We start from the raw sequence: 14,786 nt of genomic DNA, 5'->3' as shown, positions 1-14,786 counted from the left end.
TTATATGAGTAGTAATTTAGGAAATTTAGAAACGACAGTTACCGGGAAAATTAAACGTTTTAACAGTAGTGGTGGTTTCTATTACACAACAGTTGTTTCTCCGGCTGCTGATGCTTACAGCTTTCCTCCTGTAATACGCATCAAATCAAAAAAATCCTTAGGCCGTGTTGGCGAGGAAATTGTTGACGTTCCATGCCGTGTAACGGGGTACGAGCGCAGCTTCCCTTACACTGACAAGCAAACTGGCGAGCAATCAAAAGGTTACAACGTTGATATGCTGCTTGAATTGTTGGAGTGATTATGGGGGCTACAGATTTCCAATCCCTTTATCAACTAATCTTTAACGCCGGGCTTGTAATTTGCTTCGGCCTCGGCGTTATAAGTGGTGGTCAAAGATGAGTGATTTATCTTATTTCTTTGCTGCTTATTGTATCGGCTGGGTGATTTCTCACTCCATCCTTGTCTTTAAAAAGCTCTCTGAGGTTTCAACATGAAAAAATCTGTTATTTCTAAAATCGTTGCAGGTTCAACTCTGGTAATTGGTTCTTCAGCTTTTGCTGCCGAAGGTGATGCTACCTCTCAAGCGAAAGCTGCTTTTGACTCTCTCACCGCACAGGCTACAGAAATGTCCGGTTATGCCTGGGCACTGGTTGTATTAGTTGTTGGTGCAACCGTGGGAATCAAACTCTTTAAGAAATTTGTTAACCGCGCATCTTAATATTAGCCTTTCTTTTATCTGCCAACACCGTTAATTAATGGGTGGCTTATGCCACCCCTTTTAGGCATTAAAAATGAAAAGATTACTTCCGCCTTTATTATTTGCATCTTTCTTTGCTAATGCTGCAACTGATGCCGAATGTATTGCAAAACCTGAATTTGATGCCTCTATGACAAACGTCTGGAAAGATAACCAGACATTAGATCGTTATGCTAATTACGAGGGCTGTTTATGGAATGCAACTGGTGTTGTTGTTTGTACTGGTGACGAAAATCAATGTTATGGCACATGGAAGCCTATTGGCGTAGCTATTCCTGAAGGTGGCGGCTCAGGAGGTAATGAAGGAGGAGGAGGCTCAGGTGGCGGTGATGGCGGTAACACTGGAACAGATCCAAAACCCGGATATACATATGTTAATCCTCTAGATGGAACATATCCGCCTGGCTCCGAACAGAATCCGAATAATCCCAATCCAACGCTATATGATGAACAACCATTAAATACATGGATTTTTCAGGGGAATAGGTTTGTAAATAAACAAGGGGCATTAACCGTTTATACAGGTTCTGTATCTACAGGCACAGACCCCGTTGTAACTAAAATTCAATATACGCCAGTTTCCTCTAAAGCTATGTACGATTTATTCTGGAATGGTAAGTTTCGGGATTGTGCTTTCCATTCAGGATTCAACGAAGATCCTTTTGTTTGTGATTATCAAGGCCAGCCATCCGAAATTCCTCAACCTCCAGTTAATGGCGGCGGTTCAGGTTCTGGCGGTGGGGGCTCCGATGGTGGTTCCGGTGGGGGCGATGGAGGCTCCGGTGGGGGCTCCGATGGTGGAAACACAGGAGGCGGTGACGGAGGCGGTTCTGGCGGAGGCTCAGGAACCGGAGATTTCGATTATGACCGTATGGCTAAGGCCAACAAGGACGCTATGACGGAAGAATTCGATTCTTCTGCAATTCAGTCTGATATTTCTTCCTCTTTGGATGGAACAGTCCAGAGCCTTACAGACTCTGTAAAAGGGCTCTCTGACAGCGTTGGCGGCCTTCTTGGGGCTGGTACTCCAGTATCTCCGGAGTTTTCTGCTGCATCTGCTGATATGCAAAAAATTGGCTCTGGTGACAGCTCACCATTGCTGGATGCTTTTACCAAAGGAAAGTTATTTCCTTCATTACCGTCGGCAAAACAATGTACACCCTTTGTTTTTGCTGCCGGAAAGAAATATGAATTCACTATAGAGTGCAAATATATTGATATGTTTAAATCTGTATTTGCTTTTATTCTTTATTTCTGGACGTTTGTTACCGTTTACGATTCATTTGCCGGGATACTAAGAAAAGGTAAGGAGTAATTATGCCAGCGTTTTTAGGATTGCCTTTGCTTGCACGCTTTATTGGGTGGCTTGCGGGGGTCTTAATCGGTTATTTTGCAAGGTTCCTTACTTTAGGTATTGCACGTATCGCACTTGCAATAACACTTTTTCTGGCCTTAATCGTGGGGCTCAATCAATTACTGGTCTCTTATTTGTCTGATTTGGTTGCAGCATTGCCAGCAGATATATCAGATGCAATAGCTTATATCATTCCTTCGAATGCGTTGCCTTGCCTTTATGCGATTTTTTCATTGAAGGCTGCTATTTTTATATTTGATGTAAAAGACCGTATTATTGGTTATCTTGACTGGAATAAATCGTAATGGCTGTTTATGTTGTGACAGGTAAACTAGGTGCAGGTAAAACACTTGTTGCTGTTGGTAAAATACAGGATAAGATTGTTTCCGGCTGTAAGGTAGCAACGAATCTTGACTTACGCATACATAAGTTACCTCGCGTCGGTATTTTTGCCAAAACGCCTAATGTAGTTCGTATACCCGACAAACCTTCACTGGATGATTTATTATCCATAGGGAAGGGTAATGATAGTTATGATGAAAATAAAAACGGCTTGCTCGTACTCGATGAATGCGGGACATGGTTCAATTCTCGTTCTTGGGCTGATAAAGAACGCCAGGCAGTTATTAACTGGTTTTTACATGCCCGTAAACTTGGGTGGGATATTATTTTTCTCATTCAGGATTTATCAATCATGGATAAACAAGCCCGCGTTGCTCTGGCGGAGCATGTTGTTTATTGCCGCCGTCTGGATAAAATCACAATTCCGTTTATAGGTGCAATTTATAGCCTTATGACGGGGAGTAAATTACCTCTGCCAAAAGTGCATGTTGGTATCGTTAAATATGGTGATTCGCCTCAGTCGATGACAGTAGAACGCTGGACATACACCGGGCGTGACCTCTATCAGGCGTATGACACTAAGCAAGCATTTTCAGATAGTTATGAGCATTCATCGTATTCATATTTACCGCCTTTTTTATCACATGGGCGCTACGCCACAAAAAGAGATTCAAGGTTTTATATGACACTTACTAAGATTTATTTCAGGAAGTACTCGAGGGTTCTTTGTTTTATTTTTGGCGTGCTTCTCGCATTTTTATATTCATTTATTACTCGCGCCGACACACCTGTAATTATCGAGCAACAGGCATCTCAACAGGTTAATACTCAAAAGTACAACATCTCAGAATTTAAAATTATCTCGTCATATCGACTTTTGAATAAAGTCAGTTTTGTGTTTATGGATTCAAAAAAGAATAAATATACATCTGAGGATTTAAAGAAAGACGGTTATAAAATGGTTTTCATCGATTTGTGTAATGTGGATTTTGTTAAAGGTGGTAAACATGAAAAAGTTACTTGCTAGTATTTTATTGTTTTTGACATTTACAGTTCATGCAATACCTGTTGAGCTTAACAATGTACCGTTGCGGGAGTTTGTATCATGGTATTCTAAAGTTTCTGGTCAGCCAGTTATTGTGTCGCCTGATGTGAAAGGGGAAGTGACTGTTTATTCTGCTGATGTTAAAAGAGAAGAATTACCACAGTTCTTTGTTTCTGTACTTCGTGCAAATGGTTACGATTTAAGTAATGGTAATCCGGGCGTTGTTCAGAAGTACAGTTCACGTAATTATGAATATGCCGATTCATTCTCGGATGATGTTGATTATATCCCTCAGGATTCTTCATCTTCTCCTGCTGGCGATTTCTTCAATCCAGGAAAAACTCAGGCAAGCCTGATTACACAAACTTACCCTGTTAATAATGTAAGAGCTAAAGACCTTGCCCCGGTAATTGATGTATTCCTTAAAGGGGATAACATTGCAGGTACAAAAGTATTTCCTTTTGATGGAGCCAATATACTTGCAGTTACCGCATCTGCTTCACAGCATAAGCAATTAAAAGAATTTTTCCCTTCGGTTGATGTACCCAGAATTCAGGTTCTGGTTGAGTCAGTTATTTTTGAAACATCTGCTTCTGACGGTTTTGACTTTTCATTTGCTGCCGGTGATCCATCAGGCCATCCAGTAGCAGGGGGTGTGAATACTGACAGGCTTGGTAAGGTTCTTTCGTCTTCAGGTGGTTCATTCGGTATTTTTAATGGAAATGTTCTGGCAATGAGTCTTAAAGCGCTTGAGACTTCGAATAAATCGACATTACTTTCTATGCCTCGCATACTTACAATGTCAGGCCAGCCCGGAACATTCACCGCAGGTCAGAACGTGCCTTTTGTGACCGGACGAATCACCGGAGAAGCTGCAAGCGTTAATAATCCCTTCCAGACAATAGAACGACGTGACGTAGGGATTTCTCTGCAGGTAGTTCCTGTTGTGACACCTGCGGGATTACTCATAATGGATGTCAAAACGAACGCAGACAGTATTTCTGATTCTCAGGCAGCTTCAGACATTATTACGAATACACGTTCGATTTCGACGACCGTTCAGCTTAAATCTGGTCAGACTGTGCTTCTTGGCGGGATGGTTGATAACAGGGACAGTGAAGCTGATTCGTCAGTACCGTGGCTCTCAAAAATCCCGCTAATAGGTGCGCTCTTTACCTCCAAAAGCACCAACGCCAGCAAACGAACGCTGTACATGCTCATTCGTGCCCGTGTCGTTAATCCACTTTGAAAGCCATGATTGCCGGCGTTCTCCCTGCGCAGCGGGGAGGATGCCGGGAAGCAGGGCGAATCTTCATTTTTCAGCTACCAGCCATCGCTGGCTTTTCTGTTTTTTGATGCCGTCAGGCATGGGAGGCGCTTTGCGCCGGAAGCCCCGCAGCGAAGCGAGGACTCAGAAAGCATTATGGCGTCAGCCATAATATTCCCATCACTGCAAAGCCTGTTTTTTGCGGCCGCAGGTCATTCAGGCATCGACATGGCCAGTTGATGAAATTGATGCCTTACAGCGTGTGTGACAGAATGGCGATCGCCGGTGACAGGCTTTCACATCAACCCGGGGTGCGGTTTGTTTCTTCCTGGTATCCGGCAACAAATTCTTTCCGAACGGGTTTATCTGCGCACTGGTGCGCATAATGTCAACGCGTTATGTTGAAAAGGCCGCTGCGAAAATCTCTCCCGCAGCGGCCTCTTTAGCATAACGTCATTATGCGCATCAGCTTGCGTCTTGCAGCCTTTTCCTGACCATTTCGAATGCTCGCTGCAACGTTCCTTTATCGGATATGAGCATGATTTCATTTGCCAACATTTTCAAAACGTCATCGTTTAATTCTTTTGCCAGAAGTAGGGCGCTCATTCCTAATGTGAATCGTGGTGATATGGGAACAGGCATGCTGTCATCTTCGAAGATGGCTTTTAATTCCTTCTGAACAGATTTTTGCATGCTTGAAAAATCCTTTTCAATGAACAGGTTACGACATGTATTTATCAGCATGTCTTTACGCTCTACGTTCAGCATGCTGTCAACCATCATGTCGATCATTGATGAATCGCTCATTGTTAATCCTTTGTTAATTATTCAGTGACTTTTCGTCTATCCAACTAATTAATACTTCAACCATCAAGCCTGCTCGATTGTTCACATTTTCGCCGCGAAGCGGTTCGGGGTTCTGTGACACCCGAACTTTACCGTGGTTTCCCACGGTTTTTGCACTGCGTAGTGCTTCATTTTTTCCCCACGCCAGTAGACGTTTTTGTTGATGATTTCAGGTCTCTGACAGCCTCTTTTAGATACTCATCCATGAGATAGAACGCCATGTCAGTCCATTTCACCATGCGTCCGGTGGCATAACTGACTTCAATAGCGGCTTTCTCCAGCTCCATTTTACGTTCTTCCGGTACTCGCAGGGACGTGTATTTTTTCTCAGCCATAAATCTAGTCTTTGTGTGTTTTGGGTTCATGCATGTTAGTTACATTGCATAAAAATAGCGATGCGCTCTTGTATGCATGTGCGCGTTTGTTGTATAAGGTATCCAAATATTCTTGCATACATGGATGCTATGTTTTTCGATTGGTTGAGTATTGAGCAGGATTTTGGCTATCAGTTGCCCATCATCTCTGACGTAGCTTATCAGCGCATTCACCTTGAAAGCGGGGAGGCTAGCGCTTTATCTCAACCAACCTTCCAGCATCGTGGATCTTTCTGTGATGTTGTCTCGATCTCGATCCGTGGTTCAGTGTTAAAAATGACTGGAAATCCGTCCCGCTGGGGACGTCTTGATAATCTCTTTGGGCTTCCAACTGTAGATGCTTGTGTCATGGTATTTAATCAGATTCTAACTGAACTGAAATTACCTTTGTTTACCAAGTGTACAAAGTTAATGCCCGGGCAATCGAAAGAGAATGAAAAAGCTCATTTAATTACTGATGGTGCTTTAATTAAAGAACTGCATATAACATCAAACAAATCAGTAGGGAAGGGAAATGAGGATGATTATATTTCAGGACTTTCTACTCAACCTTACAGGAATAGTATTCCACGGTTGCATTCCAATGGAAAATCAGTTGACTGGCTTTCAAAAAAAGGCAATGTCAACCTTATATACCCAACAGTATATAACAAGGCTCATGAGCTTGAGTTACATAGCCTTGTGAAAATTAAAAATAAATTCTCCGAAAATTCAAGGGAATTTAATTACATAAGCGATGTTATAAAATATTGCAAAGAGAATGGTATTGTTCGGTTTGAACAAAAATTGAAGTCTCGATTTCTTCAAAAGCAATCCCTGTGCTATTGGGGACTTTCTGATTATTCTTTGTTAAATAAGTTACATTCTGATTTTCTTGAGCTTGATGAAAAGTTATCGGTGAATGCTATGGACTTTGAAACTATTAGTGAACATCTTGTTAGTCGTGGTGTTGTTGACACTACTCGTGCAGCCAATACTACAGCCATGTATGCTATTCAATGGTTTCACGGTCATGTTTTTGATTTAAATAAAAAGCAAGTCCAAACACATCGAGCAAGGTTAAGAAAGATTGGTATTGATATTGCACAGAAATGTAATATCTCTAAGTTTTCGCCTGTTGTTGTCAAGCAGACAAGAGAAATCAAAGTATCTGACTGCGTTATTCCATCATGGTATTTAAAACCATCACATCTGCGTGTGGCTTAATTTAAAAGGTGTTTATATGAGTAGTAATTTAGGAAATTTAGAAACGACAGTTACCGGGAAAATTAAACGTTTTAACAGTAGTGGTGGTTTCTATTACACAACAGTTGTTTCTCCGGCTGCTGATGCTTACAGCTTTCCTCCTGTAATACGCATCAAATCAAAAAAATCCTTAGGCCGTGTTGGCGAGGAAATTGTTGACGTTCCATGCCGTGTAACGGGGTACGAGCGCAGCTTCCCTTACACTGACAAGCAAACTGGCGAGCAATCAAAAGGTTACAACGTTGATATGCTGCTTGAATTGTTGGAGTGATTATGGGGGCTACAGATTTCCAATCCCTTTATCAACTAATCTTTAACGCCGGGCTTGTAATTTGCTTCGGCCTCGGCGTTATAAGTGGTGGTCAAAGATGAGTGATTTATCTTATTTCTTTGCTGCTTATTGTATCGGCTGGGTGATTTCTCACTCCATCCTTGTCTTTAAAAAGCTCTCTGAGGTTTCAACATGAAAAAATCTGTTATTTCTAAAATCGTTGCAGGTTCAACTCTGGTAATTGGTTCTTCAGCTTTTGCTGCCGAAGGTGATGCTACCTCTCAAGCGAAAGCTGCTTTTGACTCTCTCACCGCACAGGCTACAGAAATGTCCGGTTATGCCTGGGCACTGGTTGTATTAGTTGTTGGTGCAACCGTGGGAATCAAACTCTTTAAGAAATTTGTTAACCGCGCATCTTAATATTAGCCTTTCTTTTATCTGCCAACACCGTTAATTAATGGGTGGCTTATGCCACCCCTTTTAGGCATTAAAAATGAAAAGATTACTTCCGCCTTTATTATTTGCATCTTTCTTTGCTAATGCTGCAACTGATGCCGAATGTATTGCAAAACCTGAATTTGATGCCTCTATGACAAACGTCTGGAAAGATAACCAGACATTAGATCGTTATGCTAATTACGAGGGCTGTTTATGGAATGCAACTGGTGTTGTTGTTTGTACTGGTGACGAAAATCAATGTTATGGCACATGGAAGCCTATTGGCGTAGCTATTCCTGAAGGTGGCGGCTCAGGAGGTAATGAAGGAGGAGGAGGCTCAGGTGGCGGTGATGGCGGTAACACTGGAACAGATCCAAAACCCGGATATACATATGTTAATCCTCTAGATGGAACATATCCGCCTGGCTCCGAACAGAATCCGAATAATCCCAATCCAACGCTATATGATGAACAACCATTAAATACATGGATTTTTCAGGGGAATAGGTTTGTAAATAAACAAGGGGCATTAACCGTTTATACAGGTTCTGTATCTACAGGCACAGACCCCGTTGTAACTAAAATTCAATATACGCCAGTTTCCTCTAAAGCTATGTACGATTTATTCTGGAATGGTAAGTTTCGGGATTGTGCTTTCCATTCAGGATTCAACGAAGATCCTTTTGTTTGTGATTATCAAGGCCAGCCATCCGAAATTCCTCAACCTCCAGTTAATGGCGGCGGTTCAGGTTCTGGCGGTGGGGGCTCCGATGGTGGTTCCGGTGGGGGCGATGGAGGCTCCGGTGGGGGCTCCGATGGTGGAAACACAGGAGGCGGTGACGGAGGCGGTTCTGGCGGAGGCTCAGGAACCGGAGATTTCGATTATGACCGTATGGCTAAGGCCAACAAGGACGCTATGACGGAAGAATTCGATTCTTCTGCAATTCAGTCTGATATTTCTTCCTCTTTGGATGGAACAGTCCAGAGCCTTACAGACTCTGTAAAAGGGCTCTCTGACAGCGTTGGCGGCCTTCTTGGGCTGGTACTCCAGTATCTCCGGAGTTTTCTGCTGCATCTGCTGATATGCAAAAAATTGGCTCTGGTGACAGCTCACCATTGCTGGATGCTTTTACCAAAGGAAAGTTATTTCCTTCATTACCGTCGGCAAAACAATGTACACCCTTTGTTTTTGCTGCCGGAAAGAAATATGAATTCACTATAGAGTGCAAATATATTGATATGTTTAAATCTGTATTTGCTTTTATTCTTTATTTCTGGACGTTTGTTACCGTTTACGATTCATTTGCCGGGATACTAAGAAAAGGTAAGGAGTAATTATGCCAGCGTTTTTAGGATTGCCTTTGCTTGCACGCTTTATTGGGTGGCTTGCGGGGGTCTTAATCGGTTATTTTGCAAGGTTCCTTACTTTAGGTATTGCACGTATCGCACTTGCAATAACACTTTTTCTGGCCTTAATCGTGGGGCTCAATCAATTACTGGTCTCTTATTTGTCTGATTTGGTTGCAGCATTGCCAGCAGATATATCAGATGCAATAGCTTATATCATTCCTTCGAATGCGTTGCCTTGCCTTTATGCGATTTTTTCATTGAAGGCTGCTATTTTTATATTTGATGTAAAAGACCGTATTATTGGTTATCTTGACTGGAATAAATCGTAATGGCTGTTTATGTTGTGACAGGTAAACTAGGTGCAGGTAAAACACTTGTTGCTGTTGGTAAAATACAGGATAAGATTGTTTCCGGCTGTAAGGTAGCAACGAATCTTGACTTACGCATACATAAGTTACCTCGCGTCGGTATTTTTGCCAAAACGCCTAATGTAGTTCGTATACCCGACAAACCTTCACTGGATGATTTATTATCCATAGGAAGGGTAATGATAGTTATGATGAAAATAAAAACGGCTTGCTCGTACTCGATGAATGCGGGACATGGTTCAATTCTCGTTCTTGGGCTGATAAAGAACGCCAGGCAGTTATTAACTGGTTTTTACATGCCCGTAAACTTGGGTGGGATATTATTTTTCTCATTCAGGATTTATCAATCATGGATAAACAAGCCCGCGTTGCTCTGGCGGAGCATGTTGTTTATTGCCGCCGTCTGGATAAAATCACAATTCCGTTTATAGGTGCAATTTATAGCCTTATGACGGGGAGTAAATTACCTCTGCCAAAAGTGCATGTTGGTATCGTTAAATATGGTGATTCGCCTCAGTCGATGACAGTAGAACGCTGGACATACACCGGGCGTGACCTCTATCAGGCGTATGACACTAAGCAAGCATTTTCAGATAGTTATGAGCATTCATCGTATTCATATTTACCGCCTTTTTTATCACATGGGCGCTACGCCACAAAAAGAGATTCAAGGTTTTATATGACACTTACTAAGATTTATTTCAGGAAGTACTCGAGGGTTCTTTGTTTTATTTTTGGCGTGCTTCTCGCATTTTTATATTCATTTATTACTCGCGCCGACACACCTGTAATTATCGAGCAACAGGCATCTCAACAGGTTAATACTCAAAAGTACAACATCTCAGAATTTAAAATTATCTCGTCATATCGACTTTTGAATAAAGTCAGTTTTGTGTTTATGGATTCAAAAAAGAATAAATATACATCTGAGGATTTAAAGAAAGACGGTTATAAAATGGTTTTCATCGATTTGTGTAATGTGGATTTTGTTAAAGGTGGTAAACATGAAAAAGTTACTTGCTAGTATTTTATTGTTTTTGACATTTACAGTTCATGCAATACCTGTTGAGCTTAACAATGTACCGTTGCGGGAGTTTGTATCATGGTATTCTAAAGTTTCTGGTCAGCCAGTTATTGTGTCGCCTGATGTGAAAGGGGAAGTGACTGTTTATTCTGCTGATGTTAAAAGAGAAGAATTACCACAGTTCTTTGTTTCTGTACTTCGTGCAAATGGTTACGATTTAAGTAATGGTAATCCGGGCGTTGTTCAGAAGTACAGTTCACGTAATTATGAATATGCCGATTCATTCTCGGATGATGTTGATTATATCCCTCAGGATTCTTCATCTTCTCCTGCTGGCGATTTCTTCAATCCAGGAAAAACTCAGGCAAGCCTGATTACACAAACTTACCCTGTTAATAATGTAAGAGCTAAAGACCTTGCCCCGGTAATTGATGTATTCCTTAAAGGGGATAACATTGCAGGTACAAAAGTATTTCCTTTTGATGGAGCCAATATACTTGCAGTTACCGCATCTGCTTCACAGCATAAGCAATTAAAAGAATTTTTCCCTTCGGTTGATGTACCCAGAATTCAGGTTCTGGTTGAGTCAGTTATTTTTGAAACATCTGCTTCTGACGGTTTTGACTTTTCATTTGCTGCCGGTGATCCATCAGGCCATCCAGTAGCAGGGGGTGTGAATACTGACAGGCTTGGTAAGGTTCTTTCGTCTTCAGGTGGTTCATTCGGTATTTTTAATGGAAATGTTCTGGCAATGAGTCTTAAAGCGCTTGAGACTTCGAATAAATCGACATTACTTTCTATGCCTCGCATACTTACAATGTCAGGCCAGCCCGGAACATTCACCGCAGGTCAGAACGTGCCTTTTGTGACCGGACGAATCACCGGAGAAGCTGCAAGCGTTAATAATCCCTTCCAGACAATAGAACGACGTGACGTAGGGATTTCTCTGCAGGTAGTTCCTGTTGTGACACCTGCGGGATTACTCATAATGGATGTCAAAACGAACGCAGACAGTATTTCTGATTCTCAGGCAGCTTCAGACATTATTACGAATACACGTTCGATTTCGACGACCGTTCAGCTTAAATCTGGTCAGACTGTGCTTCTTGGCGGATGGTTGATAACAGGGACAGTGAAGCTGATTCGTCAGTACCGTGGCTCTCAAAAATCCCGCTAATAGGTGCGCTCTTTACCTCCAAAAGCACCAACGCCAGCAAACGAACGCTGTACATGCTCATTCGTGCCCGTGTCGTTAATCCACTTTGAAAGCCATGATTGCCGGCGTTCTCCCTGCGCAGCGGGGAGGATGCCGGGAAGCAGGGCGAATCTTCATTTTTCAGCTACCAGCCATCGCTGGCTTTTCTGTTTTTTGATGCCGTCAGGCATGGGAGGCGCTTTGCGCCGGAAGCCCCGCAGCGAAGCGAGGACTCAGAAAGCATTATGGCGTCAGCCATAATATTCCCATCACTGCAAAGCCTGTTTTTTGCGGCCGCAGGTCATTCAGGCATCGACATGGCCAGTTGATGAAATTGATGCCTTACAGCGTGTGTGACAGAATGGCGATCGCCGGTGACAGGCTTTCACATCAACCCGGGGTGCGGTTTGTTTCTTCCTGGTATCCGGCAACAAATTCTTTCCGAACGGGTTTATCTGCGCACTGGTGCGCATAATGTCAACGCGTTATGTTGAAAAGGCCGCTGCGAAAATCTCTCCCGCAGCGGCCTCTTTAGCATAACGTCATTATGCGCATCAGCTTGCGTCTTGCAGCCTTTTCCTGACCATTTCGAATGCTCGCTGCAACGTTCCTTTATCGGATATGAGCATGATTTCATTTGCCAACATTTTCAAAACGTCATCGTTTAATTCTTTTGCCAGAAGTAGGGCGCTCATTCCTAATGTGAATCGTGGTGATATGGGAACAGGCATGCTGTCATCTTCGAAGATGGCTTTTAATTCCTTCTGAACAGATTTTTGCATGCTTGAAAAATCCTTTTCAATGAACAGGTTACGACATGTATTTATCAGCATGTCTTTACGCTCTACGTTCAGCATGCTGTCAACCATCATGTCGATCATTGATGAATCGCTCATTGTTAATCCTTTGTTAATTATTCAGTGACTTTTCGTCTATCCAACTAATTAATACTTCAACCATCAAGCCTGCTCGATTGTTCACATTTTCGCCGCGAAGCGGTTCGGGTTCTGTGACACCCGAACTTTACCGTGGTTTCCCACGGTTTTTGCACTGCGTAGTGCTTCATTTTTTCCCCACGCCAGTAGACGTTTTTGTTGATGATTTCAGGTCTCTGACAGCCTCTTTTAGATACTCATCCATGAGATAGAACGCCATGTCAGTCCATTTCACCATGCGTCCGGTGGCATAACTGACTTCAATAGCGGCTTTCTCCAGCTCCATTTTACGTTCTTCCGGTACTCGCAGGGACGTGTATTTTTTCTCAGCCATAAATCTAGTCTTTGTGTGTTTTGGGTTCATGCATGTTAGTTACATTGCATAAAAATAGCGATGCGCTCTTGTATGCATGTGCGCGTTTGTTGTATAAGGTATCCAAATATTCTTGCATACATGGATGCTATGTTTTTCGATTGGTTGAGTATTGAGCAGGATTTTGGCTATCAGTTGCCCATCATCTCTGACGTAGCTTATCAGCGCATTCACCTTGAAAGCGGGGAGGCTAGCGCTTTATCTCAACCAACCTTCCAGCATCGTGGATCTTTCTGTGATGTTGTCTCGATCTCGATCCGTGGTTCAGTGTTAAAAATGACTGGAAATCCGTCCCGCTGGGGACGTCTTGATAATCTCTTTGGGCTTCCAACTGTAGATGCTTGTGTCATGGTATTTAATCAGATTCTAACTGAACTGAAAATTACCTTTGTTTACCAAGTGTACAAAGTTAATGCCCGGGCAATCGAAAGAGAATGAAAAAGCTCATTTAATTACTGATGGTGCTTTAATTAAAGAACTGCATATAACATCAAACAAATCAGTAGGGAAGGGAAATGAGGATGATTATATTTCAGGACTTTCTACTCAACCTTACAGGAATAGTATTCCACGGTTGCATTCCAATGGAAAATCAGTTGACTGGCTTTCAAAAAAAGGCAATGTCAACCTTATATACCCAACAGTATATAACAAGGCTCATGAGCTTGAGTTACATAGCCTTGTGAAAATTAAAAATAAATTCTCCGAAAATTCAAGGGAATTTAATTACATAAGCGATGTTATAAAATATTGCAAAGAGAATGGTATTGTTCGTTGAACAAAAATTGAAGTCTCGATTTCTTCAAAAGCAATCCCTGTGCTATTGGGGACTTTCTGATTATTCTTTGTTAAATAAGTTACATTCTGATTTTCTTGAGCTTGATGAAAAGTTATCGGTGAATGCTATGGACTTTGAAACTATTAGTGAACATCTTGTTAGTCGTGGTGTTGTTGACACTACTCGTGCAGCCAATACTACAGCCATGTATGCTATTCAATGTTTCACGGTCATGTTTTTGATTTAAATAAAAAGCAAGTCCAAACACATCGAGCAAGGTTAAGAAAGATTGGTATTGATATTGCACAGAAATGTAATATCTCTAAGTTTTCGCCTGTTGTTGTCAAGCAGACAAGAGAAATCAAAGTATCTGACTGCGTTATTTCCATCATGGTATTTTAAACCATCACATCTGCGTGTGGCTTAATTTAAAAGGTGTTTATATGAGTAGTAATTTAGGAAATTTAGAAACGACAGTTACCGGGAAAATTAAACGTTTTAACAGTAGTGGTGGTTTCTATTACACAACAGTTGTTTCTCCGGCTGCTGATGCTTACAGCTTTCCTCCTGTAATACGCATCAAATCAAAAAAATCCTTAGGCCGTGTTGGCGAGGAAATTGTTGACGTTCCATGCCGTGTAACGGGGTACGAGCGCAGCTTCCCTTACACTGACAAGCAAACTGGCGAGCAATCAAAAGGTTACAACGTTGATATGCTGCTTGAATTGTTGGAGTGATTATGGGGCTACAGATTTCCAATCCCTTATCAACTAATCTTTAACGCCGGGCTTGTAATTTGCTTCGGCCTCGGCGTTATAAGTGGT

At 42.1% G+C, this 14,786-nt stretch carries 23 protein-coding genes and 2 pseudogenes; 21 read left to right on the top strand and 4 right to left on the bottom strand.

Annotation, left to right across the window (positions count from 1 at the left end; translation table 11 throughout):
- Positions 1 to 4 precede the first annotated feature (4 nt).
- The 7 genes from CE636_RS02805 (at position 5) to CE636_RS02780 (ending at position 4,747) form a co-directional block, all read left to right on the top strand.
- Positions 5 to 298, top strand: a complete 294-nt coding sequence (locus tag CE636_RS02805) for a hypothetical protein (protein WP_033559364.1) — start codon at positions 5 to 7, stop codon at positions 296 to 298.
- Positions 299 to 300: 2 nt separating this feature from the next.
- The gene (locus tag CE636_RS29350; protein WP_219933252.1) at positions 301 to 399 is read left to right on the top strand and encodes a tail virion protein G7P-2; all 99 of its coding nucleotides are present in this window, start codon (positions 301 to 303) and stop codon (positions 397 to 399) included.
- A gap of 91 nt (positions 400 to 490) precedes the next feature.
- Positions 491 to 718 (top strand): major coat protein, encoded by a 228-nt coding sequence (locus CE636_RS02800; RefSeq protein ID WP_017898686.1) that lies wholly within the window; start codon positions 491 to 493, stop codon positions 716 to 718.
- A 73-nt stretch (positions 719 to 791) separates the two neighbouring features.
- Positions 792 to 2,072 carry an attachment protein gene (locus CE636_RS02795; RefSeq protein WP_025999090.1) on the top strand — a complete coding sequence of 427 codons (1,281 nt, stop codon included), beginning with the start codon at positions 792 to 794 and terminating at the stop codon, positions 2,070 to 2,072.
- A 2-nt stretch (positions 2,073 to 2,074) separates the two neighbouring features.
- Positions 2,075 to 2,416 carry a minor coat protein gene (locus CE636_RS02790; RefSeq protein WP_017898689.1) on the top strand — a complete coding sequence of 114 codons (342 nt, stop codon included), beginning with the start codon at positions 2,075 to 2,077 and terminating at the stop codon, positions 2,414 to 2,416.
- Positions 2,416 to 3,480: a zonular occludens toxin domain-containing protein gene (locus CE636_RS02785; RefSeq protein ID WP_017898690.1), complete on the top strand. Its 1,065-nt coding sequence runs from the start codon at positions 2,416 to 2,418 to the stop codon at positions 3,478 to 3,480. Before CE636_RS02790 ends, CE636_RS02785 begins: the two co-directional genes overlap by 1 nt.
- Entirely contained in the window at positions 3,461 to 4,747 is a 1,287-nt protein-coding gene (locus CE636_RS02780; protein ID WP_032446982.1) for a secretin N-terminal domain-containing protein, read from the top strand. Before CE636_RS02785 ends, CE636_RS02780 begins: the two co-directional genes overlap by 20 nt.
- Before the next feature lie 483 nt (positions 4,748 to 5,230).
- Here CE636_RS02780 and CE636_RS02775 read toward each other — a convergent pair whose 3' ends face one another.
- Together CE636_RS02775 and CE636_RS02770 are read right to left on the bottom strand one after the other, a co-directional pair.
- Positions 5,231 to 5,572, bottom strand: a complete 342-nt coding sequence (locus CE636_RS02775; RefSeq protein ID WP_017898683.1) for a hypothetical protein — start codon at positions 5,570 to 5,572, stop codon at positions 5,231 to 5,233.
- Positions 5,573 to 5,739: 167 nt separating this feature from the next.
- On the bottom strand, positions 5,740 to 5,946 hold the full coding sequence (locus CE636_RS02770) for a hypothetical protein (protein WP_017898684.1): 207 nt from the start codon (positions 5,944 to 5,946) through the stop codon (positions 5,740 to 5,742).
- 129 nt (positions 5,947 to 6,075) lie between these two features.
- On the opposite strand from CE636_RS02770, the gene CE636_RS02765 reads away from it, so the two are divergent.
- The 9 genes and pseudogenes from CE636_RS02765 to CE636_RS02735 all read left to right on the top strand — a co-directional run bounded on the left by CE636_RS02765 (position 6,076) and on the right by CE636_RS02735 (position 11,947).
- Complete coding sequence (locus CE636_RS02765) at positions 6,076 to 7,191, top strand: phage/plasmid replication domain-containing protein (RefSeq protein WP_071600371.1); 1,116 nt, start codon at positions 6,076 to 6,078, stop codon at positions 7,189 to 7,191.
- A gap of 16 nt (positions 7,192 to 7,207) precedes the next feature.
- The gene (locus CE636_RS02760) at positions 7,208 to 7,501 is read left to right on the top strand and encodes a hypothetical protein (RefSeq protein WP_033559364.1); all 294 of its coding nucleotides are present in this window, start codon (positions 7,208 to 7,210) and stop codon (positions 7,499 to 7,501) included.
- A 2-nt stretch (positions 7,502 to 7,503) separates the two neighbouring features.
- Entirely contained in the window at positions 7,504 to 7,602 is a 99-nt protein-coding gene (locus CE636_RS29345; protein WP_219933252.1) for a tail virion protein G7P-2, read from the top strand.
- A gap of 91 nt (positions 7,603 to 7,693) precedes the next feature.
- Positions 7,694 to 7,921, top strand: a complete 228-nt coding sequence (locus CE636_RS02755) for a major coat protein (RefSeq protein ID WP_017898686.1) — start codon at positions 7,694 to 7,696, stop codon at positions 7,919 to 7,921.
- Between the two features lie 73 nt (positions 7,922 to 7,994).
- Complete coding sequence (locus tag CE636_RS02750; protein ID WP_127837807.1) at positions 7,995 to 9,161, top strand: attachment protein; 1,167 nt, start codon at positions 7,995 to 7,997, stop codon at positions 9,159 to 9,161.
- Between the two features lie 115 nt (positions 9,162 to 9,276).
- On the top strand, positions 9,277 to 9,618 hold the full coding sequence (locus CE636_RS02745; protein ID WP_017898689.1) for a minor coat protein: 342 nt from the start codon (positions 9,277 to 9,279) through the stop codon (positions 9,616 to 9,618).
- Positions 9,618 to 9,773 (top strand): annotated as a pseudogene (locus CE636_RS29525) (zonular occludens toxin domain-containing protein); the annotation flags it as partial. The gene CE636_RS02745 and the pseudogene CE636_RS29525, both read left to right, overlap by 1 nt.
- A gap of 92 nt (positions 9,774 to 9,865) precedes the next feature.
- Positions 9,866 to 10,681: a zonular occludens toxin domain-containing protein gene (locus CE636_RS02740; protein WP_265937435.1), complete on the top strand. Its 816-nt coding sequence runs from the start codon at positions 9,866 to 9,868 to the stop codon at positions 10,679 to 10,681.
- Positions 10,635 to 11,947 (top strand): annotated as a pseudogene (locus CE636_RS02735) (secretin N-terminal domain-containing protein). The gene CE636_RS02740 and the pseudogene CE636_RS02735 overlap by 47 nt, the downstream one beginning before the upstream one ends.
- A 483-nt stretch (positions 11,948 to 12,430) precedes the next feature.
- Here the strand turns inward: CE636_RS02735 and CE636_RS02730 are convergent.
- On the bottom strand, positions 12,431 to 12,772 hold the full coding sequence (locus CE636_RS02730; protein ID WP_017898683.1) for a hypothetical protein: 342 nt from the start codon (positions 12,770 to 12,772) through the stop codon (positions 12,431 to 12,433).
- Positions 12,773 to 12,938: 166 nt separating this feature from the next.
- Positions 12,939 to 13,145 carry a hypothetical protein gene (locus CE636_RS02725; RefSeq protein ID WP_017898684.1) on the bottom strand — a complete coding sequence of 69 codons (207 nt, stop codon included), beginning with the start codon at positions 13,143 to 13,145 and terminating at the stop codon, positions 12,939 to 12,941.
- A 129-nt stretch (positions 13,146 to 13,274) separates the two neighbouring features.
- On the opposite strand from CE636_RS02725, the gene CE636_RS29340 reads away from it, so the two are divergent.
- Genes CE636_RS29340 through CE636_RS02715 form a run of 5 tightly spaced genes read left to right on the top strand, consistent with a single transcriptional unit; the run spans position 13,275 to position 14,699 of the window.
- A complete protein-coding gene (locus tag CE636_RS29340) occupies positions 13,275 to 13,622 on the top strand; it encodes a hypothetical protein (protein WP_164852343.1) in 348 nt (115 codons plus the stop codon).
- Entirely contained in the window at positions 13,597 to 13,962 is a 366-nt protein-coding gene (locus tag CE636_RS29335; RefSeq protein WP_228258412.1) for a hypothetical protein, read from the top strand. The genes CE636_RS29340 and CE636_RS29335 overlap by 26 nt, the downstream gene beginning before the upstream one ends.
- Positions 13,952 to 14,209 carry a hypothetical protein gene (locus CE636_RS29330; protein ID WP_228258414.1) on the top strand — a complete coding sequence of 86 codons (258 nt, stop codon included), beginning with the start codon at positions 13,952 to 13,954 and terminating at the stop codon, positions 14,207 to 14,209. The genes CE636_RS29335 and CE636_RS29330 overlap by 11 nt, the downstream gene beginning before the upstream one ends.
- Positions 14,182 to 14,364, top strand: a complete 183-nt coding sequence (locus CE636_RS29325) for a phage/plasmid replication domain-containing protein (RefSeq protein WP_228258411.1) — start codon at positions 14,182 to 14,184, stop codon at positions 14,362 to 14,364. The genes CE636_RS29330 and CE636_RS29325 overlap by 28 nt, the downstream gene beginning before the upstream one ends.
- Positions 14,365 to 14,405: 41 nt before the next feature.
- Complete coding sequence (locus CE636_RS02715) at positions 14,406 to 14,699, top strand: hypothetical protein (protein ID WP_033559364.1); 294 nt, start codon at positions 14,406 to 14,408, stop codon at positions 14,697 to 14,699.
- Positions 14,700 to 14,786 lie beyond the last annotated feature (87 nt).

The organism is Klebsiella sp. LY, from assembly GCF_004010915.1.
GTDB lineage: Bacteria > Pseudomonadota > Gammaproteobacteria > Enterobacterales > Enterobacteriaceae > Klebsiella > Klebsiella quasipneumoniae.
The sequence above is the reverse complement of the archived record's forward strand: the minus strand, read 5'-3'. Positions and strand labels throughout refer to the sequence as shown.

What these genes read in the sequence shown, in the direction of transcription:
- CE636_RS02805 (WP_033559364.1), top strand. Translation starts at nt 5, where the DNA reads ATGAGTAGTAATTTAGGAAATTTAGAAACGACAGTTACCGGGAAAATT.
- CE636_RS29350 (WP_219933252.1), top strand. Translation starts at nt 301, where the DNA reads ATGGGGGCTACAGATTTCCAATCCCTTTATCAACTAATCTTTAACGCC.
- CE636_RS02800 (WP_017898686.1), top strand. Translation starts at nt 491, where the DNA reads ATGAAAAAATCTGTTATTTCTAAAATCGTTGCAGGTTCAACTCTGGTA.
- CE636_RS02795 (WP_025999090.1), top strand. Translation starts at nt 792, where the DNA reads ATGAAAAGATTACTTCCGCCTTTATTATTTGCATCTTTCTTTGCTAAT.
- CE636_RS02790 (WP_017898689.1), top strand. Translation starts at nt 2,075, where the DNA reads ATGCCAGCGTTTTTAGGATTGCCTTTGCTTGCACGCTTTATTGGGTGG.
- CE636_RS02785 (WP_017898690.1), top strand. Translation starts at nt 2,416, where the DNA reads ATGGCTGTTTATGTTGTGACAGGTAAACTAGGTGCAGGTAAAACACTT.
- CE636_RS02780 (WP_032446982.1), top strand. Translation starts at nt 3,461, where the DNA reads ATGAAAAAGTTACTTGCTAGTATTTTATTGTTTTTGACATTTACAGTT.
- CE636_RS02775 (WP_017898683.1), bottom strand. Translation starts at nt 5,572, where the DNA reads ATGAGCGATTCATCAATGATCGACATGATGGTTGACAGCATGCTGAAC.
- CE636_RS02770 (WP_017898684.1), bottom strand. Translation starts at nt 5,946, where the DNA reads ATGGCTGAGAAAAAATACACGTCCCTGCGAGTACCGGAAGAACGTAAA.
- CE636_RS02765 (WP_071600371.1), top strand. Translation starts at nt 6,076, where the DNA reads ATGTTTTTCGATTGGTTGAGTATTGAGCAGGATTTTGGCTATCAGTTG.
- CE636_RS02760 (WP_033559364.1), top strand. Translation starts at nt 7,208, where the DNA reads ATGAGTAGTAATTTAGGAAATTTAGAAACGACAGTTACCGGGAAAATT.
- CE636_RS29345 (WP_219933252.1), top strand. Translation starts at nt 7,504, where the DNA reads ATGGGGGCTACAGATTTCCAATCCCTTTATCAACTAATCTTTAACGCC.
- CE636_RS02755 (WP_017898686.1), top strand. Translation starts at nt 7,694, where the DNA reads ATGAAAAAATCTGTTATTTCTAAAATCGTTGCAGGTTCAACTCTGGTA.
- CE636_RS02750 (WP_127837807.1), top strand. Translation starts at nt 7,995, where the DNA reads ATGAAAAGATTACTTCCGCCTTTATTATTTGCATCTTTCTTTGCTAAT.
- CE636_RS02745 (WP_017898689.1), top strand. Translation starts at nt 9,277, where the DNA reads ATGCCAGCGTTTTTAGGATTGCCTTTGCTTGCACGCTTTATTGGGTGG.
- CE636_RS02730 (WP_017898683.1), bottom strand. Translation starts at nt 12,772, where the DNA reads ATGAGCGATTCATCAATGATCGACATGATGGTTGACAGCATGCTGAAC.
- CE636_RS02725 (WP_017898684.1), bottom strand. Translation starts at nt 13,145, where the DNA reads ATGGCTGAGAAAAAATACACGTCCCTGCGAGTACCGGAAGAACGTAAA.
- CE636_RS29340 (WP_164852343.1), top strand. Translation starts at nt 13,275, where the DNA reads ATGTTTTTCGATTGGTTGAGTATTGAGCAGGATTTTGGCTATCAGTTG.
- CE636_RS29335 (WP_228258412.1), top strand. Translation starts at nt 13,597, where the DNA reads ATGCCCGGGCAATCGAAAGAGAATGAAAAAGCTCATTTAATTACTGAT.
- CE636_RS29325 (WP_228258411.1), top strand. Translation starts at nt 14,182, where the DNA reads ATGTTTCACGGTCATGTTTTTGATTTAAATAAAAAGCAAGTCCAAACA.
- CE636_RS02715 (WP_033559364.1), top strand. Translation starts at nt 14,406, where the DNA reads ATGAGTAGTAATTTAGGAAATTTAGAAACGACAGTTACCGGGAAAATT.